This window comes from Enterococcus sp. DIV1421a (assembly GCF_051711025.1).
In the GTDB taxonomy this organism is placed as follows: Bacteria; Bacillota; Bacilli; order Lactobacillales; family Enterococcaceae; genus Enterococcus_B; species Enterococcus_B hirae.
In genome coordinates this window covers 1,049,656-1,070,823 of record NZ_JBIOLU010000001.1, presented here as the reverse complement: position 1 = coordinate 1,070,823, position 21,168 = coordinate 1,049,656, and the positions used below count along the sequence as shown (strand labels likewise).

Below are 21,168 nucleotides of genomic sequence, written 5' to 3'. Positions count from 1 at the left end.
ATGACTAAGCCCTTGGAAAATGCTGCTTATAAACATCCGTCATTCTTTTCTTTGTGATATGTGTATAAATTTGTGTTGTTGAGATATCAGCATGTCCTAATAATTCCTGTACCGTTCGAAGATCTGCACCATTTTCCAGCAAATGTGTCGCAAAACTATGCCTTAAAGTATGAGGGGTCACCTCTTTATTGATTCCTGCTTCACGCACTAATTGTTTAAGGTTTTTCCAGATACCTTGCCGTGATAACCCTGTACCATGATGATTGACAAATACATGCGTTTCAGAAGGATTCGCTACAAGGAGGGGGCGTGCTTCGTCTAGATACCGCTCCAACCATTGGATCGCATAATCACCTAGAGGTATGATCCGTTCTTTGTCCCCTTTACCAAGTGTTTGGACCAAGCCGAGCGACAAGTGAAGATCACTTAGCTTTAAACCAACGAGTTCACTGACACGCATACCTGTTGCATACATGACTTCTAGAATTGCTCGATCTCTGATCCCTAGATTTTTGGTTGTATCAGGTGTTTCGATCAATCGTTCAACCTCAGTCAAGGATAAGGTACTAGGTAACTTTTGAACCTTTTTAGGCGTATCAATGTGTTGCATCGGGTCATGATCAGTCAATCGTTCTTGACGTAAGAATTGATGAAATCTTCTCAAGCTAGTAATCATTCTGGTCACGGTTGCTGGAGCTTTCTTTTCATTATGCATCTTTTCCAGATAATTGATCACGACGTAGCGATCGACATCTTGCCAGGAAGTGATTTGCTCATCTTCTAAATAGTGAAGATACTGTAACAAATCTCGTTCATAACTTTTTCTCGTATTTAATGACAAGCCACGTTCAATCGTCAAATAGTGGAGATAATCATTAATTTCTTCATTCATAATAATCCACCTCGTGCTCTTCTATCATATCAGATACCCTTCATTTTCGATAGTCTATTTTACAGCTAGGCAAAGAAAAAGCCGTCTAGCAATCAGACGGTTTTGCTTTCTTTTTCTTTAGTGTAACATTTTTGACAAATACCATGAAATGTTAAGCGATGATCTTTTACCAAAAAGTGATACCGTTGCTCCACAATTTCTTCCACTTCACACAATAAATCTTCTTCGACCTCTTCAATCGTGCCACATCGTAAACACAATAAATGATGATGGAAATGTTTTGCTCCTTCTTTTCTCAAGTCATAGCGAGCAACACCATCATTGAAGCTGACTTTATCAATGACTTTCAAATCGGTCAAAATCTCTAACGTCCGATAGACAGTAGCTAACCCAATTTCTGGACTCTTTTTTTTCACTAGAAAAAAGACTTCTTCTGCCGATAAATGTTCTTTCTCATTTTCTAAAAGTACTTGTAAAGTTGCTTCTCTTTGTGGGGTTAATTTGAACCCCGACTCGTGCAATTGTTGTTTCGTTTTTTTCATTACTGACATCGCATTCATAACCATGTATTCAACCCCGACAATTTATAATAATTATAATCAAACAAAAGGAATCTCTTTCTAAATTAAAATAATTATAAGCTAGTTAAGAAAAACATGCAAGGTATTCTCAATTAGATTTTCTAATTCGTTTCGTTACCCCTGCTTCTTGTTTGACTAGTCCTTGTTTTAATAGATTGCCGATTGCTCGTTTAAAAGCTCCCTTGCTTATACCAAAAGTTTTCATGATATCTTCCGGATCAGATTTGTCAGTAAAATAGATTTGCTCATCTGCTGATCGTTCGATGATCGTTAAAATCATTTGTGCATCATCAGAGATTGCTTCATATGCTCTTGGTTTTAATGAAAGATTCAATACTCCATCAGGTCTCACGCCAATTACTCGTCCTTTGACTTGTTCACCTAAGCGCGGCTCATTATAGCGTTCAGATGGGTGGATAAATCCGATATAATAATCATCTGTTAAGACGTACGTTCCGGTCAGTTTCAAGCGGTAAGCAACGCCTGTAATGTCTTTATTTTTGATTTCTTCTGTTCCACGTTTACTCAATGATTTAAAAATCTTTTCATCGGCTAAACTACCCCAAATTCGGTCTTTGCTATCGACTCTTAAAGCAACCATTAAACGATCGCCTTTTTTAGGCCAAAGTTCTGTCATCGTTGGTAGTTCATCTAATGAGACTACAAAATCTTTGTCGGGTAATCCAATATCGACGAATACTCCTAAATCTTTTCGTGAAGCAGTCACTGTACCAAAAGCATAGTGACCAATTCGACTTTTAGGAATCAACGTAGTAAAACGATTTTCATGTTTTTGATTTTGATAACCAAACCCTTCGACTGCTTCACCGATACGATAGGTCCCTTCGGTTTTACTTAATCCAAAAGTTTGTCCATTTTTCTGGACAAAGTAATTTTTTTCATTTTCATCAATTACCATTCCGGTAAATATTGTTGCCAATAATTCATTCATCTTATTTCTCCTTATTTATAAAAGATTCAGCCATCTTTTCTTAGCTATCATAACATAATGTTCCCATGATTAGTAGTTGGTTTGGTCTTAGTCGTCGCAAAAAAACTCAGACATCGTGTACCTGATCCTATATGGTCATCCACTTAGTTCCATACGATCTACGATATCTGAGTAGTATTTGATCATTGTCTATCTAGCAGATTAATGACTGCCATTTCCGCCAAACCAGCCTGTTTTACAATTGATCGTCACAATATAAAATGGTAATGCACTTTCACCGATTCCACGCATCAAATTAGATTGGGTTGAAGTAGCATAAAGATTATAGTAACCTTCACCATTTTCGATTCTCGCTTTTTCTAGTTTATATCCACCTGCCACAATGTAACCTCGTTGAATACAAGTAGCAATAACACTTTGTTGGACTCCTGGTGCCCAATTCCATGCTGGATTAGATGCATCAGCCACATCACTTTGTCGAGTTGACATGATGGGTTGATTGGCTGAATTAGTCTTATTCGTAGTTGAACTAGATTTTGCTTGTTGTGCAGCCAGAGCTGCAGCTTGTTTGGCTGCTTCAGCTGCTTTTTTTGCTTCTTCAGCTTTTTTTGCTTCTTCTTTTGCTTGTGCTTCTTTCTGCTCTTTCGCAGTCAAGGTTTCATCTACTTTTTTTAGTTGATCTTTTAAAGCGACAGCTAGCTCTTCATTTTTGATTTGCTCTACAGCATTTTTTGCTTCGTCATACTGCTCTCTGTTCGCACTGTCTACGACTTGATTATCATGATAGACAACGTTCACTTTATCTTTAGCCGTCTGCAATTGTTTGTATTGGTCCTCTGCTTCGGTTTGCGCTTGCTTGATCAGACGTCCAAAAGCAGTTTCATTTGTAGTCATTGGTTGAATGGCTTGATCCTCTTTTAGTTTAGGATCAGCTGCTAAATGATCATCGTCAATCACTACCGAAGTAAATAACTGGTTGACACGTTGAATATCTTTGATTTTGGTTTGGATATCCTGGAATGTTTTTTCTAATTCAGGGTATTCTTTCTCTTTTTTTACGTCATTCAGATCAGTCTTTAGTTTAGCTAAGTCTTGATTGATCATTGAAGTACGGATAAACTGGTGAGACGGATCTGTATAAAAAGCATTCAAGGCTGTTTGTAGATCTGCCACCTTTTGTTTTTGTCTTTCTTCTTGTGCAGCGATTTGTGCCTGAACATCTTGCTGATGGTCATAATAAGCCCAACCACCGACTCCGAGCAAGACGATTGCTGCTAAAGCCAGATACGGTCCTTTTTTCGATCTTTTTCGTTTCCCCTCATCAGTCTTAGCTGATGTAACTGGTTCTTTTTGTTCCGTTTCTGCCCTTTGATCGATTTCATTTGATAATTCTATTTTTTCTATAGCTTCTGGTTTTGAAGAATCTTTCTTACGAATTTCTTCTTTTGGTTCTTCTTCTTTTGGTTCTTCTTTTACCGATTCTTCTTTCGGTACTTCTTCTTTTGCTGTTTCTTTTTTCGATATTTCTTCTTTTATAACTTCTCCGTTTGATTGATTCTCTTGTGATGGAGCTGCTTTCGGAATATCTTTTTCTGAAACTTCAGGTTTCAAATTTTCGTTTAACGCTTCGACCTCATGGGTTGAGTTTTTATCGACATCTTCCGCACTCGTTTTTTCTTCGACTTCTTTTTTTCCTATCAAAAGTTTTTCTGACGATGATTGGACGTGAGTCGTTTTTGAAGCGGGCACTGGTTCTTCAGTTTGTTCCTTAGAAGAAAGCAGTTGATTTTCTTCTGAAGTTTGGGGTGCCGTTAAGCGTTCATGATTTTTTTCTGTTGCCGTTTCGAACGTTTCTTCTTGATCAATCGCTCGATGGTCAGTTGGCTGAACAACGCTATCCTTCGTATCAACTGTTTCCTTTTCTTTCGTTTCACGTTCGTTAGTTCCTGGCACTGTACTTTCTTGTTTTGAATCAGTCTCTTTGGCATTTTTAGCTGCGAGTTCCTCTTGGATCATTCGCATCAATTCTTCTGCATGTTCTTCTGTTGTATCTTCTCTATGAGCTTTGATATAAGCAGATAAAATCGAATTTTCTTTTTCATGATCAACAAATTCTTTTAATTCAGCTACTCTTTTTTGTTGTTCTGCTTCGAGTTCATCCGTCATTTCATCGCCGTTAGCTTGTTTTTTCGAATCAGTTCCTTCTTCACTTGTTGACGGCTTTGTATTTGCCTTTTTAGTGACTACATCTTCAGCATCATTAGTTTCTGCTAGATTCGTTTCTCCAGATGATTCTTCTTTAAACAAGGCCATGACCGATTCTAATGGTAACTCTGTTAATTCTGACCATTCGATTGGATCATTTAATTCCGTGTCAGGAAAATGTTCTTCTGAAGAATCTATTGGTAATTGACTGTTGTTCTTTTCTTCATTCGTGTGTTGGTCTTGCTCTTTTATTTGGTAACCACAATCAGGACAAATCAACTTTCCTTTGATTTTCTTTGATCCACACGTTGGGCATTTTTTTATCACTGAGCGATCGGCTCCTTTTGTTAGGTTTACGCTACCATTTAATCTACCATATTCTGAAAGTTTCGCCAAGAGCCTATTTTGATCAAACAGATGTCAAATAGTATAACTCGTAAAAATAAAACAAATAATTTATAAAAAGTTTCTTATAATTACGCATAGTTACGCAATTATTTATGTTTTCATCATCATAATGTTAATAGCGCATCAATTATTTGTTTATTATGATCAGATTCAAGCTTTTGACTCAGCCATTGACTAAAAAAGTAGCACGAGATCATCTATTCTGATCCCGTGCTACTTTGTTTTCAGTAAAGGCTACTCGCTATTTTAAAAGACAGTCATTGTCTATAAGATTCAAAATTTGAAACCTATTTTTACTCTAAGAAATCTTTCAATTGTTTTGAGCGTGATGGATGGCGTAATTTACGTAACGCTTTCGCTTCGATTTGTCGAATACGTTCACGTGTTACTCCGAATACTTTCCCAACTTCTTCGAGTGTTCTGGTACGACCATCGTCTAAACCAAAACGTAAGCGGAGAACATTCTCTTCACGGTCAGTCAATGTATCTAAAACATCTTCTAATTGTTCTTTTAGCAATTCATAAGCTGCATGTTCTGCAGGACTAGTAGCTTCTTGGTCTTCAATGAAGTCTCCTAAATGAGAATCATCTTCTTCACCAATTGGTGTTTCTAAAGAAACTGGCTCTTGCGCGATTTTCAATATTTCACGTACTTTTTCTGTAGGAAGGTCCATTTCTGCACCAATTTCTTCTGGCGTCGGTTCTCTTCCTAAATCTTGAAGTAATTGACGTTGGATACGGATCAATTTATTGATGGTTTCTACCATATGCACTGGGATACGGATCGTACGTGCTTGGTCAGCGATGGCACGAGTGATTGCTTGTCTGATCCACCATGTAGCATAAGTTGAAAATTTGAATCCTTTACGATAGTCAAATTTTTCAACAGCTTTCATCAAGCCCATATTTCCTTCTTGGATCAAATCAAGAAATTGCATGCCACGTCCAACATATCTCTTAGCAATACTTACGACCAAACGAAGGTTTGCTTCAGCTAAACGCTGTTTTGCTTCTTGATCACCTTCTTCGATTTTTAAAGCAAGAGCTACTTCTTCTTCCGCAGTTAATAGGGAAACACGACCAATCTCTTTTAAATACATACGAACTGGATCGTTGATTTTTACACCAGTAGGTGCTGACAGATCTTCTGTTTTTGCTTGTTCCGCTTTTTTCTCTGCACTCTTCAAGCTATGGATCGATGGATCTCCGTTTTCATCAACAACGCTGATTCCAGCATCCTCGACTTTTTGGATCAATTTATCCATCTCATCCGCATTCAATGTGAATGGCGTTGCAAGTTTATTTGAAAGATCATCATACACGACTTGTCTTTTTGGTTTGTTTTCTTTGATAAAAGCTGCTACTGCTGCTTCATACTTTTTATTCTCTGTTACATTTGCCATAAAAGAAGGCCCCCCTTGAGTAGCTATTCGGCTTGTTTTAACTGTTTTGTTAAATTAATGATCTCAATCGTTAATTCCAATTCTAATTGCTTGTTTCCAGTTCTTCTAGCCTCTTGCTGCATTTGTTTTTTTAAAGTTATTTCATCAGCTAAACTAGACTTTCTGATTACACGCAATAAGTCTTGGATTTCTCTTGGTGTGCTTTCTTCGGCTACACGCAAATACTCGATTTCCACCACTAAACGCCTTAAATTTTCATCTTGCAAAAAGTCCAAAAACTCCGCAAGGTTGAATTCATCATGTTGTGACACAAATGCATCGAATAAAAAATATACTTCTGCATAAATGTCATGAATAAACTGAAATTGCTGTTCTTTCAAAAGATTACGGACAGATATCTCTTTGAACACTCTGTACAAGAGCATTTGTTCCGCTTTTTCTACTTGAGTCAGCGGTCTCTTTTTCGTTATTGCCGTCCGTGAAATAGCTGGTTCTGGCAATGTCGTTGGTTGGTTGGTTCGATTCGTTTGATTTTCCCTGCGAAAATCCCGTATTTGCTTTTGCAGGGTTTCACGACTAAGTTGAAATTCGGTCGCTAGTTGCGACAAATACATATCTTGTTCGATTGGCGAGACAACTTGACTAAGTTCTCTCGATACCTCTTCTAAGTACTGGATTTTATCTTTTTCATTCTCCAGGTTCTTGTCTTGCTTCAAATAACGTGACTTGAAAGTAAAGACCGTTTCACGACCATGAAAGATCAGTTCATTAAAGGAGTCATTTCCATATTTACGTAAATATTCATCGGGATCAAGTTTTTCCGGAATCACAACGATTGATAATTGCAATCGACTATTTTGTCGTAACAATTCGATCCCTCGATTCGTTGCCTCGAATCCTGCCTTATCTCCATCGTAACAAAAAACTAGTTCTTTGGTTACTCGTTCAATCTGCTGGATCTGTTGATTCGTTAAACTCGTTCCCATGGAAGCTATCCCATTTTTTACACCTGCTTGCCAAGAAGCAATGACATCCATGAAACCTTCAAATAAAAGAACTTCACCGCTTTTTCGGATATCACTACGTGCTTTATCCAAGTTGAACAACACTTGTCTTTTATTGAATAATTCTGTTTCTGGACTATTCAAATATTTGGGTTGATCTTTTTCTTGTCCTTTTTCTGGTGCAAGCCAGCGTCCAGAAAAACCAATCGTGCGCCCTTGAGGGTTTCTGATAGGAAACATGATACGTTGGTAAAACCGATCAGATATTCCTCCATCCTCATGAGAGATAAACAAACCAGAACGTTCCAACACTTCTTGATCGTATGCTTCAGTTTTAAATACTTGTTTCAAAAATGAACGTTCATTCGGTGCAAATCCGATCGCAAATTCTTCAATCAATTCTAGTGTCAAACCACGTTGTAGTAAGTAATCTAAAGCTTGCTCGCCTACTTTCGTGTGTAGCAACATATGATGATATACTTCTGCGGCTTTTTCATGCGCTAAAATCAATTTTCCTGTAATTGAATCGCTATTTTCGAAGGGAAGTGTTTGTTTGCGCCATTGATCTTCTAACTGAATTTGTTCAAAATCAGCAACTTTGACGACTGCTTCTGGGAAACTAAGTCCTTCTAGTTCTTGAAGAAAAGTAAAGACGTTTCCTCCTTTTCCGCAACCAAAGCAATGAAAAATCTGTTTATCTTCAGCCACCGAGAAAGATGGTGTTCGTTCTTCATGAAAAGGACACAAACCTAAATAATTCTTTCCAGATTTTTTTAATTGGACGTATTGACCAATCACCTCAACAATATTCGTTTGTCCACGAATCGTTTCAATGACTTCTTGAGGAATCCGTTGAGCCATGCTTTCACCCCCTGTAAATAGCTAATTGGCATCTGTCAAAGAGATACCTCAGGAGAATAACCGGTAAAAAATCGCACTAACGAAAATCAGTGCGATTTTAAAGGACACAATTATACATGTTTCATTCTATCACAATTCTAAACTTTTTCAAGTATAATACTTGTCATTCTAAGAACAAGCAACGGTTTATTTCGTTGTTGCTAATTTATTCAATAAGTAGTCACGGATATTGGTCTTTCCATAAATCAGTCTCAAAATGATATTAACGATCATAAAACCAATGAAATATGGCCAAGCCGTTCCTAACCCAAGATCAACTTCTAACAGATGATGGAAAAGCATCGCTGCTACATAAATCCCTACAACAGTTGTTACCGCTAAGAAAATTCGCAACGGATTAAATGGATAACACGCTTTGACTACTGCCATACAGCTGATTCCGATCAATAGATAATACATTAAAGTGGTCGTTTGCAACGGGGTAAATGGCAAAACTTTTCCTAAAATATAAACCACAATAATATTCAATACGACTAGTAATGCATTTGGTAACGCATTGATCAATGCTGTTGGTAAATAACGATAGGTAATCTTTCGTTTATCTTGTTCAAACGATAAGAAGAAAGAAGGATAACCTTCAATAGCTAAGTCAATCAATGTGATCTGGATTGGGATGAATGGAAACCCGATTGCAGTAATTGCGCATAAGATAGAAAGAATAAACGAATAGATCGTCTTGATAAAGAAAATACCTGAAACTTTGGTCACATTGTTTACGACACGACGCCCTTCGAATAAGACTTCTGGTAAAGTCGTAAAATCAGAATCAAGTAAAACGAGATTAGCAATTTGTCTTGTTGCACCGTCTCCTTCAGCCATGGCGATACTGCAGTCTGCTTCACGCAGTGCCAATACGTCATTGACTCCATCCCCAGTCATAGCCACAGTTCCACCACTTTGTTTTAATTCATTCACTAATGTTTTCTTTTGTTGTGGACTCACACGACCAAAGACCGTGTACTCATGAGCGGCTTCCCGGACAGCTTTTTCTTCTGTCATCGTAGAAAGATCAACATACGAATCATAATTTGGTAAGCCTGCACGGCGGGCAATATTTGAAACTGTGAACGGATTATCACCTGAAATAACCTTTAGATTCACACCTTCAGCATGTAAATAAGCTAATGTTTCTTCTGCATTTTTACGTATTGGGTCGTCAATTTCAAACAGCGCGATTGGTTCAACGCCTTTTGGCTCTCCTTCAGTCAAATGTTGTTCAGGAGCGACACCCAGCATCAATACACGGTAGCCATTTGCTTGAGCATCCACCAAACTTTCTGGCAGTTGTGATTTTTCAACCAAACGTTCAGGAGCTCCTACATAGATCACACCTAATTCAGGAAACTCCATTGCTCCCCATTTACGGTCAGAAGAGAAAGCTAACTTTTCAGTCACAGTATAGCGATTAGCTACTTGAAAGTAATCTCTAAGCGCCCGCATGGTAAGATTATTGTCACTGCTTTCAGCTAGATAGGTTCCCATGATTTCAGGAATCGCTTTTTCGTACTTAGGATTTAGGGCTTCGACCCGTTGGATACTCATTTTTCCTTCAGTGATCGTCCCTGTTTTATCCAAGCAAAGCGTATCTACATGAGCAAGTGTTTCAATCGAATACATATCTTGGACTAAGATTCTTTTCTTTGCTAATTTCGTTACACCAGTAGTCAGTGCAATACTAATCAAAAGGACTAAGCCTTTAGGCAACATCCCTAGTAATGCTGCTGCCGAAGCAATAACAGAAATCTTAATGGAAGCATCACGGATAAATAACGCTTCTAAAAATAAAATAATACCTAATGGAATTATAATGAAGCTAGTAAATTTCGATACTTTTCGAATAGAATCGACAAGTTCAGAATGAATCGCTTTATGGGTTTTTGCCTCACTCGTTAGGCGAACTGCATAGTTGTCTGCGCCAACACGAATCGTTTGAGCTAAAACAGAACCACTGGTTAAGAAACTACCTGAAAGCAATTCATCTCCTTCGGTTTTGACAATCAGGTCTGACTCCCCTGTCAATAGTGCCTCATTGGCTTCTGCGCGTCCTGAGATCACTTTTAAATCAGAAGGAATCTGTTCCCCTGCACCAATCTTTACGACATCTCCTAAAACTAATTCTTTCGTTGAAATCGACTGCTCTTTTCCTTCGCGGATAACTCGTACCTCTGATTGCGAAACAATCGATAGCTTTCTTACTAGATTTCTAGCATGGATTTCTTGATAGATACCAATAATGATATTCACCACAATGATTGCCAAGTAAGCCATATTGGAATAGGCACCGACCAATAGTAAGCAAATCCCAATACCAAAATTTAAAAAATTGAATAGCGTTAGTATATTGTCACTAAGAATCTGCTTAGTACTTTTTGATGCATCCTCTTGGTAATCATTTTGCTGCCCAGAGGAAATTTTTTGTCTCACTTCTTCCTGAGTAAGACCATTCATTTCTTTCGTTTCCATTTTTCGCCAACTTTCAAAAAATAATCAATATATTTAAGTCTAGCTTGTTCTATTATTAAAAACAACTTATTTTTTACAAATTTATACAAAATAAGAACACATGATTCTATGCCGCTGAGAAATCCCAGCAAAAATCATGTGCCATTCAACCTTTATTTATATTGTTCTTCTAAACGACTCATCCACCAACCTAATGCGATACCAGCAAAAAATAAAATGGGACAAAAGATGATTCCTAGTAAACTTAAATTTGTGTAATCTGTAGGAACAATCATTACCGTCGAAGCAAAAACAACTCCTAAAATAAAATGGAACAATTTACTATATGCCTTAGAAAAGATAAAATCAAATAACTTTGATAACGTCAACACGCAGACTACCGCGCCTAAACCGATCGGTAAGATCACGTCTAAGCGAGCTTCTTTGAAACCATCAGCCATCGCCTTGTATAACCCCATATAGACTAAAAAATTCGAGGGACTCAGTCCAGGAACAATCATCCCTAAGCCGATTAAACCGCCAGCGATGATCCAAGTTACTGTGTTTTGTTCAACTTGACCATCAAATAGTTGTGATCCGTAAAGTAAAAAGAAATAAGCCACGATCAATGTGACGATCATCAGGATGATATCACCTGATTGCCGCCCTTTCTTTCCAGCTTCTTTCCACAACGCTGGAACAGTACCTACAATACACCCAACAAAAAACCATAAAATCGTCGTTTCATATGTCCCTAATAAGAAACTCACCAAAAAGGAAAGCAAAAAGACTCCGCTGATGCCTCCTAATCCGACAGGCAAAAAGAAAAGCACGTTTTCTTTAAAATTTCTGGTTAGATGAGCTAAAAAAGAGATCAATCGTTCATACATCCCAAAAACAGCTGCTAAAGCGCCTCCGCTTACCCCCGGTAAAATAAAACCCGAACCGATAAACATTCCCTTTACAAAGCGCAATAGCCAGTCTTTCCCTGAATCTTTCGCTACCTTTTCTGTTATGATTTGTTCTTTTTCCACTTTTTTGAGCACTCCTTCTTTCTGATAAGATAAAGATCTAGCAAAAAATCTCAGCATTACACTCAATTAGTTAAAAACTTTGTCATATAACTCAATGAGGTCTTCATTCATCTTGACAACTCTTGTGTAAAACATGTTCCCTCCATTATGATAAAGATAACCGCCATTGTAAAGCAATGAGGGGACTCGCCAATAGCGATACTTGGTTTTTTTCTCATTACCTAAAAGTGGACTCAAGACATTTTTGGAATATTCTTCTGCTATCTCCATAGTATTTTCCCCACCTCGGTTTTTTACGTAGACAATATAATCCTTACCGAAGTTATAGGCTTGTATAGCTGTATCAAGATCACATCCTTGTTTTTTTGCCTCATTGATCATTTCTGCTAAGTAGCTGACTCCTTGATCGATACTTTCTTTTTGATTATCGATCACATTGGCTTTACCATAGGCGCTTTCCGAACTTTGCATCAAATCAATCCCCTTGCCTTTTGATTCTGTTAAAATGATCCCCTTGACCAAAGACTCGTACTCTTCCATATGGTACTTTTTGATTGCTGTTGTTATTTCTGGTTCGTACTTTTCTACTCTTTTAATCGATTGATAGGTTTTTCCTAAGATGATCAATACTCCTATGACCAAGACAATCACTAAAAAAGAGACGATTCTTCGAAAGATTGATTTTTTCTTTTTTTTCATAAACATTCACCTAGTTATTTTGACATCTTTTTTTATCTTACTATTTATTATCGTTCTTGGCTATTTCTTACTAATCATTTGTTCCTTTCCTTAATAAAAACTGAAATTTTCGGAATTTTTTACTATCTTACGAAAATGATCGTTGTTTTTTTAGGAAAACAATTGCTCTTATAGGAGAATTGTCGTTATACTTTAACCAGTAGGTGATTATGTGAAAAAAGAAAAGAAATATGCAAAAATGACTGATGGAACAGAGATCTATTATGAGAAAAGCGGAAATGGCATGCCTCTGTTTTTACTCCATGGTAATGATGGCAGTGGTCGTTTCTTCTCAGAGCAAGTTCCTGTCTTTAGTCAGTTTTATACCGTTTATCTCATTGATAGTCGAGGTCACGGACGTTCAACGAATCAAGCAAATACCTTGTCTTTTCGTTTGATGGCAGAAGATCTTTATACCATCATGCTACTTGAAGGAATTACAAAAGCAAATATACTAGGTTTTAGTGATGGAGCTAATCTTGGATTGGTCTTTTCAAGTTATTATCCAGAGAAAGTACATCGATTAATATTAAATTCAGGAAATACTTTAGTTAAAGGGGTTTTATTCTCAGCGAGACTGCTTAGCTACTGTCATTATATTGGTATGTGGTTGCTTTCTTTAGTTTGCCCATCGCTTAGAAAAAATTTGTTAGTGATCAAATTGTTGTTAAAAGATATCGGTCTTTCAACAGCAGATTTAGAGAAAATTAAATGTAAAACATTGATTATTGTTGGAAAAAAAGATGTGATCAAACTGCAACACTCCCTTTACCTAGCAAAAACGATCCCAAATGCTTCTTTTGTTTTAGTGAACGAACAAGGACATCAGTTAGCTAGAAAAGATCCTCAACGTTTCAATCAAGAAGTATTAGATTTTTTGTCTGAATAATAAGAATAGTAGGTGATTTTTTTGTTAAAACAAGCCTTACAATGGTTCAAAAACCATTTAGGTCTCTTTAAAACAATCTTTTTAATTTCTGTGGTTGTCATTATCGTTAGTGAATTGATCAATATTGGCAAAACACTATCGATCGCTCAATTAGCCGAAACATTTGCAACAATCCCACTTTGGAAGACGGGGTTGATGCTCATTGTTGGATTACTATCTGTTGCACCGATGATTGGGTATGACATCATCCTTAACCGCTTGTTGGGACAAAAATTAAAAAAGAGTTATTTATTTGAAACAAGTTGGTTGATCAATACCATCAACAATGTTGCCGGTTTTGGCGGCTTTGTCAGCATCGGATTACGCTCCGAATTATACGGTCATAAAAAAGACAGTAAGCAGTTGATGCAAGCTTTGTCGAAGATCTTTTTATTTCTAATGGCCGGACTGTCTATTTATAGTTTGATTTCTTTTTTTATGGTCTTTTTTGCACCGGTTGCGCCTTTTATTAAGCAGTATTGGATTTGGTTGATCGGTGGTGGGTTATACTTCCCACTTGTTTTTGTAGTCACTACCTTAAAAAAAGAGGGCTACCTCGGAGGACTCTCATTAAAAACACAAGGACAATTGCTGCTTGTCTCGATCTTAGAGTGGTCTGGTGTCTTGTTCACCTTTCTAGCAGTTGGGGCACTTATGGATATCAAAGTCGATTTGTGGCAAACGATACCGCTCTTTATCGCAGCTTCAGTTATCGGAATCGTCTCGATGATTCCTGGTGAAATCGGTAGTTTTGATATCATGATGATTATCGGTCTTTCTGCCATAGGTGTGCCAAAGGCAACTGTAGTCGTTTGGATCTTACTGTACCGAATTTTTTATTACATTATTCCTTTTTTGATCGGGATCGTCTTTTTCTTTAAGAATATTGGCTCAACCTTTGATCAACGTTATTCTGGTATTCCTAAGCAGCTGGCAACAGAGATTGCTCATAAAGCCGTCGTCGTCCTTTTATATTTTTCTGGTATCATGATGGTTCTTTCAGCAACGATCCCACAAGCTTTTACCGAGTTTCGTTGGCTGCATAGTATCAATCCGTTAAGGTTGCATTTTATTATTCAATTCCCAAGTATGTTGTTAGGATTTCTCTTTGTCATCATGGGGCGTGGGATTGCTGCAAGAGTCAAAAGAGCCTATTGGCCAACTATTGCACTGATCTTTTTAGCAGCATCTTATGTGACGATTATTGACTTTAGCTTTACTGCAGCTATTTTCCTATTGTTACTGTTGTTGATCGTAATTGCTTCGAAAAATGAATTATTTAGAGAACAAATCATTTATTCATGGGAATGGTTGACGATTGATGGTGTGATTATTGGTGCCTTAGCGTTGCTTTACATCATTATTGGCGTTTATAATCTGCCAACATTTCCTCATCGTAAGCATCATTTTATTTCGTTCTTTTTGTTCCCGTCAGAAAAGATTTGGTTATCTGGATTATTTGCTATTATTGCAGTAAGCTTTATCATCATTCTTTTCGTCCACTTCCTACAAGGAAAGAAACAGCAAGTCGGCGAACCGTTGGATGAAGAAAAAGCGTTAAATATCCTCCATACCTTTGGCGGAAATTCTGACAGTCAATTGATTTTCTTAAAAGACAAGCGCATGTTTATTTACGAAAAAGACCAAGTTGGAACGGTTTTATTACAGTTTGCTTGTTACAATAATAAATGTATCGTGATGGGCGATCCTTCGGGTAAAAAAGAAGATTTTCCTGCTGCTATCGAAGCGTTTATTGAAGAAACTGATCGTTTGTGTTACCTCCCCGTCTTTTATGAAACGAGTGAAGAAATCGTGATGATTTTACATGAATTTGGCTATGATTTCATCAAAATGGGCGAAGAAGCACATGTAGAATTAGCCAATTTCACTACTTCTGGAAAGAAAATGAAAGGGTCACGTGCGATCTTGAATCGGATTGACCGAGAAGGTTTTACTTTTGAGATTATTCAGCCACCTTTTTCTGCGACACAGATGACTGAACTCAAACAAATTTCTGATCAATGGTTAGGTAGCCGAAAAGAAAAAGGTTTTTCACTGGGGTTCTTCTCAGAAGATTATCTACAGCGGGCACCGATTGCTGTTTTAAAAGACCCACAACAAGACTTAGTAGCATTTGCTTCGATCATGCCAACCTACACAGATAACAAAATCGGCACGATTGATTTGATGCGTTATGATCCTGAGAAAGCACCAGCTGGAAGTATGGATTATCTTTTCCTTCATTTATTTGAGTATATGAAAGAGGAACAGATTGAGTTTTTCAACTTGGGGATGGCGCCATTATCCAACGTTGGAACCTCAAGAAAAAGTTTTATTCAAGAACGAATTGCTTACTTAGTTTATGAATTTGGTTCACATTTTTACTCTTTCCACGGCTTGCGTGAGTATAAAGATAAATATGCGACTCATTGGACTTCCCGCTATACTTCCTATTCACGTGACAGTTGGATTGCCTATGTCATGATCGCATTATTGATCATTGATAATGCACCAGTTGACCATAAAAAGCGATTAGTAGGTTTAAAGAAATGGTTACAAAAACGCTGAATATGACAACTTATATCTAATGATGGAAGAAAAAAAGACGCATGATTCTAAAAGTCATCTGACTTGTTGAATCGTGCGTCTTTTTTATTTATCTATCCTTTGTTCTTAGGCTTCGATTTCTGTTACGATACCTGAACCTACTGTACGACCACCTTCACGAATAGAGAAAGTCGTCCCGTTTTCAATAGCAACAGGATGAATCAATTCTACATCGATCGTTACGTTGTCGCCAGGCATGACCATTTCCGTTCCTTCTGGCAAAACAATTGTTCCTGTTACGTCAGTTGTGCGGAAATAAAATTGTGGTCGATAATTATTGAAGAATGGTGTATGACGTCCGCCTTCTTCTTTAGTCAAAACATACACTTCTGCTTTGAATTTAGTATGAGGTGTAATTGAACCAGGTTTGGCAATCACTTGGCCACGTTCGATATCTTCTCTTTGAATCCCACGTAATAACACACCTACGTTATCCCCTGCTTCACCGTAATCAAGCGTTTTGCGGAACATTTCAACTCCTGTTACTACGGCTTTTTGCGTTTCTGGTTTGATCCCTACGATTTCGATTTCATCACCGACTCGTACAGCCCCACGGTCAATCCGACCAGATGCTACTGTTCCACGTCCAGTAATTGAAAATACATCTTCGACGGGTAACAATAATGGTTTGTCCGTATCACGTTCTGGTGTTGGGATGTATTCATCGACTGTGTCCATCAATTCCATGATAGCTGCTTCTGCATCAGGGTCACCTTGTAATGCTTTTAATGCTGATCCTTTGATTACAGGTGTATCATCACCTGGAAATCCATATTCGCTTAATAGTTCACGAACTTCCATTTCTACTAGATCAATTAATTCTTCATCATCGACTAAATCTGTTTTGTTCAAGAAAACAATCAAATATTTCACGCCTACTTGGCGAGAAAGTAAAATGTGTTCACGAGTTTGAGGCATTGGGCCATCCGTAGCAGAAACAACCAAGATTGCTCCGTCCATTTGAGCTGCCCCAGTGATCATGTTTTTCACGTAATCCGCATGCCCTGGTGCATCGATATGTGCATAGTGGCGTTTGTCTGTTTCGTATTCCACATGAGCAGTATTGATCGTGATTCCACGTTCACGTTCTTCAGGTGCTGCGTCGATACTAGCATAGTCTTGAGGATTTGCTAAGCCTTTTTTACCTAGTACTGTAGTGATCGCAGCAGTTAAAGTAGTTTTCCCATGGTCGACGTGTCCAATGGTTCCAATATTTACGTGTGGTTTACTTCTATCATAATGTTCTTTTGCCATAATTAACAAACCTCCTAATTAATTTAGAGCTTTAAAGTTTTGCTCTCATCTGTTGTCCATTATAGACTTCTTTGGAAAAATCCAAAAAGAATCTGTCCGCCTTACTTTTTGTAAGTATCGAACAATTTGTATTATACGTCAAACTTGGTCAAAGTCAACCAAGAACACTTATGCTGATTAATGACTAATTTTTCATCAGCCAACCATGCGTAATTGTTGTGACTATCTCCTTGTTTTCACTACAATGGGCTCTTTCGTAACTATCAATATTCGCGATAAAAACAAATCATTTCTTGTGTCGCTACCGATTTAAATTGGCATTTTTCATAAAATCGACGGGTTCGTTGTTCATTTTCTGTCAATAAAACTTTTTGTCTGACTTTTGGATAAGCTTGTACCATTTTTTCGATTAATTGTGTCCCAATCCCCATGTTTTGATAAGCTGGATGAACAAGCAAATCTTGAATGTAAAGAATTGTTTCGCCATCCCCGACACTACGGATCAATCCAATCAATTGTTGTTCGTCCCATACTGTTATCACTTTGAGAGATTGTTGGATTCCCAGAGCTAATTGTTGGATGTCATTCGTATAGGCTGACCATCCTACAGCTGTATAGAGCGCGAACAATGCATCAAGGTCAATTTTTTTCTCTTCGCTGAATTCCATGTGCTTTCTATCCTTTGCTATATTTTTGTATGATGTAATCCGTCTCAATCTGTCGTTAACTCAATCAGATTTCCTTCAGGATCTTGGATAACTGCTTCATAATAACCGTCGCCCGTAGTTCTTGGTCCACTGATCAGTGGAAAGCCATCTTTTACAAATGTTTCAGCAAATGAATCCACCTCTGTTTTTGTTCCCACTGAAATTGCTAAATGAGCATAACCAAAAGTATCAACTGCACGATCTGATAAAAAAGGCTTTGTAATCAATTCAATCCGACTTCCTGAGGTGAAATTCAGGAAGTAAGATTGAAACCGGGTTTTAGGATTCGTGTATTTCTCTGAACTTTCTGCAGCAAAATAGTTCTCGTAAAACGCTCTCATTTTTTCCAAATCATTAACCCAAATAGCAATATGTTCAACTTTCAATTTGTAACACTCCTTTATATTTTCGTTATCTCTTCCTATCCTTTATACCATTTTCTCTTTATTTGATAAAGAATGATGTGATTATTTTGGCTTTTGCGCTTAGTGATCAGTTCACAAAAGAAATGGTGTTATCTGGTAAAAAGAAAGCTGTCATTCTGAAACATCTAAAGATATGCACTACTTATATAGTTTACACCTGCAAAAAAACCAAGGAAAACTTTATACTGACCGAAAAAAGTTAACTTTTTAATCCAACTTTTAACGTTCACTATAGTTTCTCTTGGCTCTTTTCTTGTCTGCTACATTTTATTGTATTCTCTGAATAAGCATTCTTTTAATAATTATAAACGATTTAATACTTCGTCTACATTTTTGATCATGACTGAGATTGTTCCATCTGGGTTATTAACAAATTCGATCAAATCTGGATTTCGGTAGACGTCTACAGGGACGATCAATTCGATTCCATTGGATAACTTGAATTTTTGTTTACCAAATTTTTTCTCAGAAATTTCTTGGACTTCTCTGACTGGCAAAGCTTCAGCAACAAATCCCTGTTCTTGGACTTCTTCTTGAAAAGCTAATTTCGCTGTGATATTTTCTTTGAAGACTTTTTCCGCAATCATTTCATGGTCTAGTCTGCCCTTTTCCTCGATCGTATCATAAACAGCCTCTTTTAAATCAGCCACTAGATCAAATTCTTCAGTTTCAAATTTTTTCCCTAAACTTTTAACTACTTTTTGGATCACTTTGACATTCTCTTCTAATGAAGGCGCAGGAACACTTTCGATGACTCTCCCCGAAAAATAGAGTTCTTTTTTTCCAGAAAACTCATATTTTTTTTCAATCAATTCATAGGTTAAATCAGTTAACGCCACCGCAAACGCTTCATCTGCCTTTTGGGATTTTGCCCCCAATATCGCTCGATTCAAAATCAATTGATTGGCGATTCCTGTTTCGTCTGCCTCTACAAAATGTGTATAGGATTCTCGGTAATTGACTTTTAACAAAGCCACATACATCACCGTATCTACTTCATACAAAACAACAAAGACATCAGCGCTTGGTGCTTCTTCGCTTTCTTGATAGATCTCGAACCAGCGTTGAACGATCCCTTCACTTGCTGCTACAAAGTTTTCTTGACAGTCCTGGACTTGTTTCGCCATCATACTTTCAGGTGACAGCTGTCCTGTTTTAGTTTGTGCAGAAGAAATTTTTTGGATTTTCTTTTGTAAAAAATCTCGAATAAACTCTTTAGTCAGATCCAATTCTTGTTGAGAAAATACGGGTGATCCCGTTTCACGATCAATAATATGCATAATTGCTTTTTTTAAATAAATATCCATGTTCTCATTCCCTTCTGGTTTAGTTTACGGAAAATCAATACAAAATACCAGAACGAAAATCATTATTTTCCTTTTTTTGAAAAAAATAATTGTCTCCTAAACAAAATGGATTCCTTTTTTGAGAAAATGCGCTACACTTAAAAGTGAACTAAAAATTAAGGAGTTGAGAATATGGATTCATTAACAAATACGTATCGTTTATCAAATGGTTATGAAATTCCGATTGTTGGTTTTGGTACTTGGCAAACACCGGATGGCGATGTCGCAGTTTCTTCAGTCAAAGAAGCGCTAGCTGCTGGTTATCGCCACATTGATACAGCACAAGGTTACAAAAATGAGGAAAGCGTCGGTCAAGCGATCAAAGAAAGTGGGATTCCCAGAGAAGAGATTTTTCTAACAACAAAACTTTGGAATGCCAATCACAGTTATGACTTAGTGATGTCTTCGTTTGAAGAATCACTACAAAAATTACAAACAGATTATATTGATCTTTTCTTGATCCACTGGCCTAATCCTGTGGCTTTCCGTGACAATTGGGAAGAAGCAAACGCCCAAACTTGGCGAGCTTTTGAAGAGCTGTATGAAGCTGGAAAAATCAAAGCCATTGGCGTCAGCAACTTCTTGCCCCATCATCTGGATGCGTTACAAAAAACAGCCAAGATCATGCCAATGGTCAACCAAATTTTCTTAGCTCCTGGTGAATTACAACCAGCAGTCGTTGACTATGCTAAAAAACACGAAATGATCCTGGAAGCTTACAGTCCACTTGGCACAGGGAAAATTTTCGATGTACCAGAGATGCAGGAAATTGCCAAAGCCCATCAAAAGAGTATTGCTCAGGTTGCTTTACGCTGGTCCTTACAACATGGTTTCTTGCCTCTGCCAAAATCCGTAACTCCTAGTCGGATCAAAGAAAATGCTGAACTTTTTGACTTTGAACTGTCAGAAGAAGAAATGCAACAAATCGATCAATTAGATGGCGTAGTTGGTAAAGCAAAAGATCCAGATACTACCCAATTTTAATTTAAGGATGTTTGATAACAATGACTCCGATTGAACGTTTAGAAAGGCTCTCAGAAGAAATCACTCGTACTTTTCATCCTGATTTTATCTTTTTGATCGGATCAGACAAGATCCAACACTTCCCAGCACGTAACTGGTCCCATGATCAAAAAATTCAAGAGCTAACCAACCGTTTCGATCATTCGCTAATGGTTACGACTTGGCAAGGACATGAAGTGATCTATTCACCTGAACTGTCTGTCTTTGCTTTGATTCCTTGTTCCAAAACAACGTAGCTGACTTCAATGATCGTGATAAGCCGATACACACTGAGTTTTTCTTGCCGGTGTCGTATCGG

General features: G+C 37.6%; 17 protein-coding genes. 4 read left to right on the top strand and 13 right to left on the bottom strand.

The genetic code is table 11. The features are described from left to right. Positions 1–4: 4 nt before the first annotated feature. The 9 genes from xerD to IGK21_RS04915 form a co-directional block, all read right to left on the bottom strand. Complete coding sequence (xerD, locus tag IGK21_RS04955; RefSeq protein WP_181914902.1) at positions 5–892, bottom strand: site-specific tyrosine recombinase XerD; 888 nt, start codon at positions 890–892, stop codon at positions 5–7. A gap of 92 nt (positions 893–984) precedes the next feature. After that, positions 985–1,458, bottom strand: coding sequence for a ferric iron uptake transcriptional regulator (gene fur / locus IGK21_RS04950; protein ID WP_010719583.1), 474 nt, complete (start codon positions 1,456–1,458; stop codon positions 985–987). A gap of 103 nt (positions 1,459–1,561) precedes the next feature. Next, entirely contained in the window at positions 1,562–2,425 is an 864-nt protein-coding gene (locus IGK21_RS04945) for a CvfB family protein (RefSeq protein WP_081128721.1), read from the bottom strand. 201 nt (positions 2,426–2,626) lie between these two features. After that, positions 2,627–4,957: a cell division site-positioning protein MapZ family protein gene (locus IGK21_RS04940; protein WP_181914901.1), complete on the bottom strand. Its 2,331-nt coding sequence runs from the start codon at positions 4,955–4,957 to the stop codon at positions 2,627–2,629. Positions 4,958–5,331: 374 nt separating this feature from the next. After that, entirely contained in the window at positions 5,332–6,441 is a 1,110-nt protein-coding gene (gene rpoD, locus IGK21_RS04935) for an RNA polymerase sigma factor RpoD (protein WP_010719586.1), read from the bottom strand. A gap of 23 nt (positions 6,442–6,464) precedes the next feature. Continuing rightward, positions 6,465–8,306, bottom strand: a complete 1,842-nt coding sequence (gene dnaG / locus IGK21_RS04930) for a DNA primase (RefSeq protein ID WP_010719587.1) — start codon at positions 8,304–8,306, stop codon at positions 6,465–6,467. 186 nt (positions 8,307–8,492) lie between these two features. After that, positions 8,493–10,814, bottom strand: a complete 2,322-nt coding sequence (locus IGK21_RS04925; protein WP_181878300.1) for a cation-translocating P-type ATPase — start codon at positions 10,812–10,814, stop codon at positions 8,493–8,495. Between the two features lie 167 nt (positions 10,815–10,981). Then, positions 10,982–11,764 carry a DUF368 domain-containing protein gene (locus IGK21_RS04920; protein ID WP_225792594.1) on the bottom strand — a complete coding sequence of 261 codons (783 nt, stop codon included), beginning with the start codon at positions 11,762–11,764 and terminating at the stop codon, positions 10,982–10,984. Positions 11,765–11,908: 144 nt separating this feature from the next. Beyond that, positions 11,909–12,541 (bottom strand): lysozyme family protein, encoded by a 633-nt coding sequence (locus tag IGK21_RS04915; RefSeq protein WP_034700254.1) that lies wholly within the window; start codon positions 12,539–12,541, stop codon positions 11,909–11,911. Between the two features lie 211 nt (positions 12,542–12,752). Here IGK21_RS04915 and IGK21_RS04910 point away from each other — a divergent pair, with 211 nt between their 5' ends. Both IGK21_RS04910 and mprF read left to right on the top strand, forming a co-directional pair. Next, positions 12,753–13,469, top strand: a complete 717-nt coding sequence (locus tag IGK21_RS04910; RefSeq protein WP_010719591.1) for an alpha/beta fold hydrolase — start codon at positions 12,753–12,755, stop codon at positions 13,467–13,469. A 21-nt stretch (positions 13,470–13,490) separates the two neighbouring features. Beyond that, positions 13,491–16,076: a bifunctional lysylphosphatidylglycerol flippase/synthetase MprF gene (gene mprF / locus IGK21_RS04905; protein WP_010737339.1), complete on the top strand. Its 2,586-nt coding sequence runs from the start codon at positions 13,491–13,493 to the stop codon at positions 16,074–16,076. Positions 16,077–16,181: 105 nt separating this feature from the next. Here mprF and tuf read toward each other — a convergent pair whose 3' ends face one another. From tuf to IGK21_RS04885, 4 genes are all read right to left on the bottom strand, one after another. Further along, entirely contained in the window at positions 16,182–17,369 is a 1,188-nt protein-coding gene (gene tuf / locus IGK21_RS04900; protein ID WP_010719593.1) for an elongation factor Tu, read from the bottom strand. Between the two features lie 263 nt (positions 17,370–17,632). Continuing rightward, entirely contained in the window at positions 17,633–18,037 is a 405-nt protein-coding gene (locus IGK21_RS04895; protein WP_063626896.1) for a GNAT family N-acetyltransferase, read from the bottom strand. A gap of 44 nt (positions 18,038–18,081) precedes the next feature. Continuing rightward, complete coding sequence (locus IGK21_RS04890; protein ID WP_010719595.1) at positions 18,082–18,462, bottom strand: VOC family protein; 381 nt, start codon at positions 18,460–18,462, stop codon at positions 18,082–18,084. Positions 18,463–18,803: 341 nt separating this feature from the next. Then, positions 18,804–19,808, bottom strand: a complete 1,005-nt coding sequence (locus IGK21_RS04885) for a nucleoid-associated protein (protein WP_181914899.1) — start codon at positions 19,806–19,808, stop codon at positions 18,804–18,806. Positions 19,809–19,979: 171 nt separating this feature from the next. Here IGK21_RS04885 and IGK21_RS04880 point away from each other — a divergent pair, with 171 nt between their 5' ends. Together IGK21_RS04880 and IGK21_RS04875 are read left to right on the top strand one after the other, a co-directional pair. Beyond that, complete coding sequence (locus IGK21_RS04880) at positions 19,980–20,831, top strand: aldo/keto reductase (protein ID WP_034700247.1); 852 nt, start codon at positions 19,980–19,982, stop codon at positions 20,829–20,831. Positions 20,832–20,851: 20 nt separating this feature from the next. Next, on the top strand, positions 20,852–21,106 hold the full coding sequence (locus IGK21_RS04875) for a hypothetical protein (RefSeq protein WP_181914898.1): 255 nt from the start codon (positions 20,852–20,854) through the stop codon (positions 21,104–21,106). Positions 21,107–21,168 lie beyond the last annotated feature (62 nt).

Bases quoted from the DNA above. Each gene is read 5' to 3' on its own strand.
- IGK21_RS04945 (WP_081128721.1), bottom strand. From the start codon at position 2,425: ATGAATGAATTATTGGCAACAATATTTACCGGAATGGTAATTGATGAA.
- tuf (WP_010719593.1), bottom strand. From the start codon at position 17,369: ATGGCAAAAGAACATTATGATAGAAGTAAACCACACGTAAATATTGGA.
- IGK21_RS04880 (WP_034700247.1), top strand. From the start codon at position 19,980: ATGGATTCATTAACAAATACGTATCGTTTATCAAATGGTTATGAAATT.
- IGK21_RS04915 (WP_034700254.1), bottom strand. From the start codon at position 12,541: ATGAAAAAAAAGAAAAAATCAATCTTTCGAAGAATCGTCTCTTTTTTA.
- fur (WP_010719583.1), bottom strand. From the start codon at position 1,458: ATGGTTATGAATGCGATGTCAGTAATGAAAAAAACGAAACAACAATTG.
- IGK21_RS04895 (WP_063626896.1), bottom strand. From the start codon at position 18,037: ATGGAATTCAGCGAAGAGAAAAAAATTGACCTTGATGCATTGTTCGCG.
- IGK21_RS04925 (WP_181878300.1), bottom strand. From the start codon at position 10,814: ATGAATGGTCTTACTCAGGAAGAAGTGAGACAAAAAATTTCCTCTGGG.
- IGK21_RS04885 (WP_181914899.1), bottom strand. From the start codon at position 19,808: ATGGATATTTATTTAAAAAAAGCAATTATGCATATTATTGATCGTGAA.
- IGK21_RS04920 (WP_225792594.1), bottom strand. From the start codon at position 11,764: ATGTTTATCGGTTCGGGTTTTATTTTACCGGGGGTAAGCGGAGGCGCT.
- xerD (WP_181914902.1), bottom strand. From the start codon at position 892: ATGAATGAAGAAATTAATGATTATCTCCACTATTTGACGATTGAACGT.
- rpoD (WP_010719586.1), bottom strand. From the start codon at position 6,441: ATGGCAAATGTAACAGAGAATAAAAAGTATGAAGCAGCAGTAGCAGCT.
- IGK21_RS04875 (WP_181914898.1), top strand. From the start codon at position 20,852: ATGACTCCGATTGAACGTTTAGAAAGGCTCTCAGAAGAAATCACTCGT.
- dnaG (WP_010719587.1), bottom strand. From the start codon at position 8,306: ATGGCTCAACGGATTCCTCAAGAAGTCATTGAAACGATTCGTGGACAA.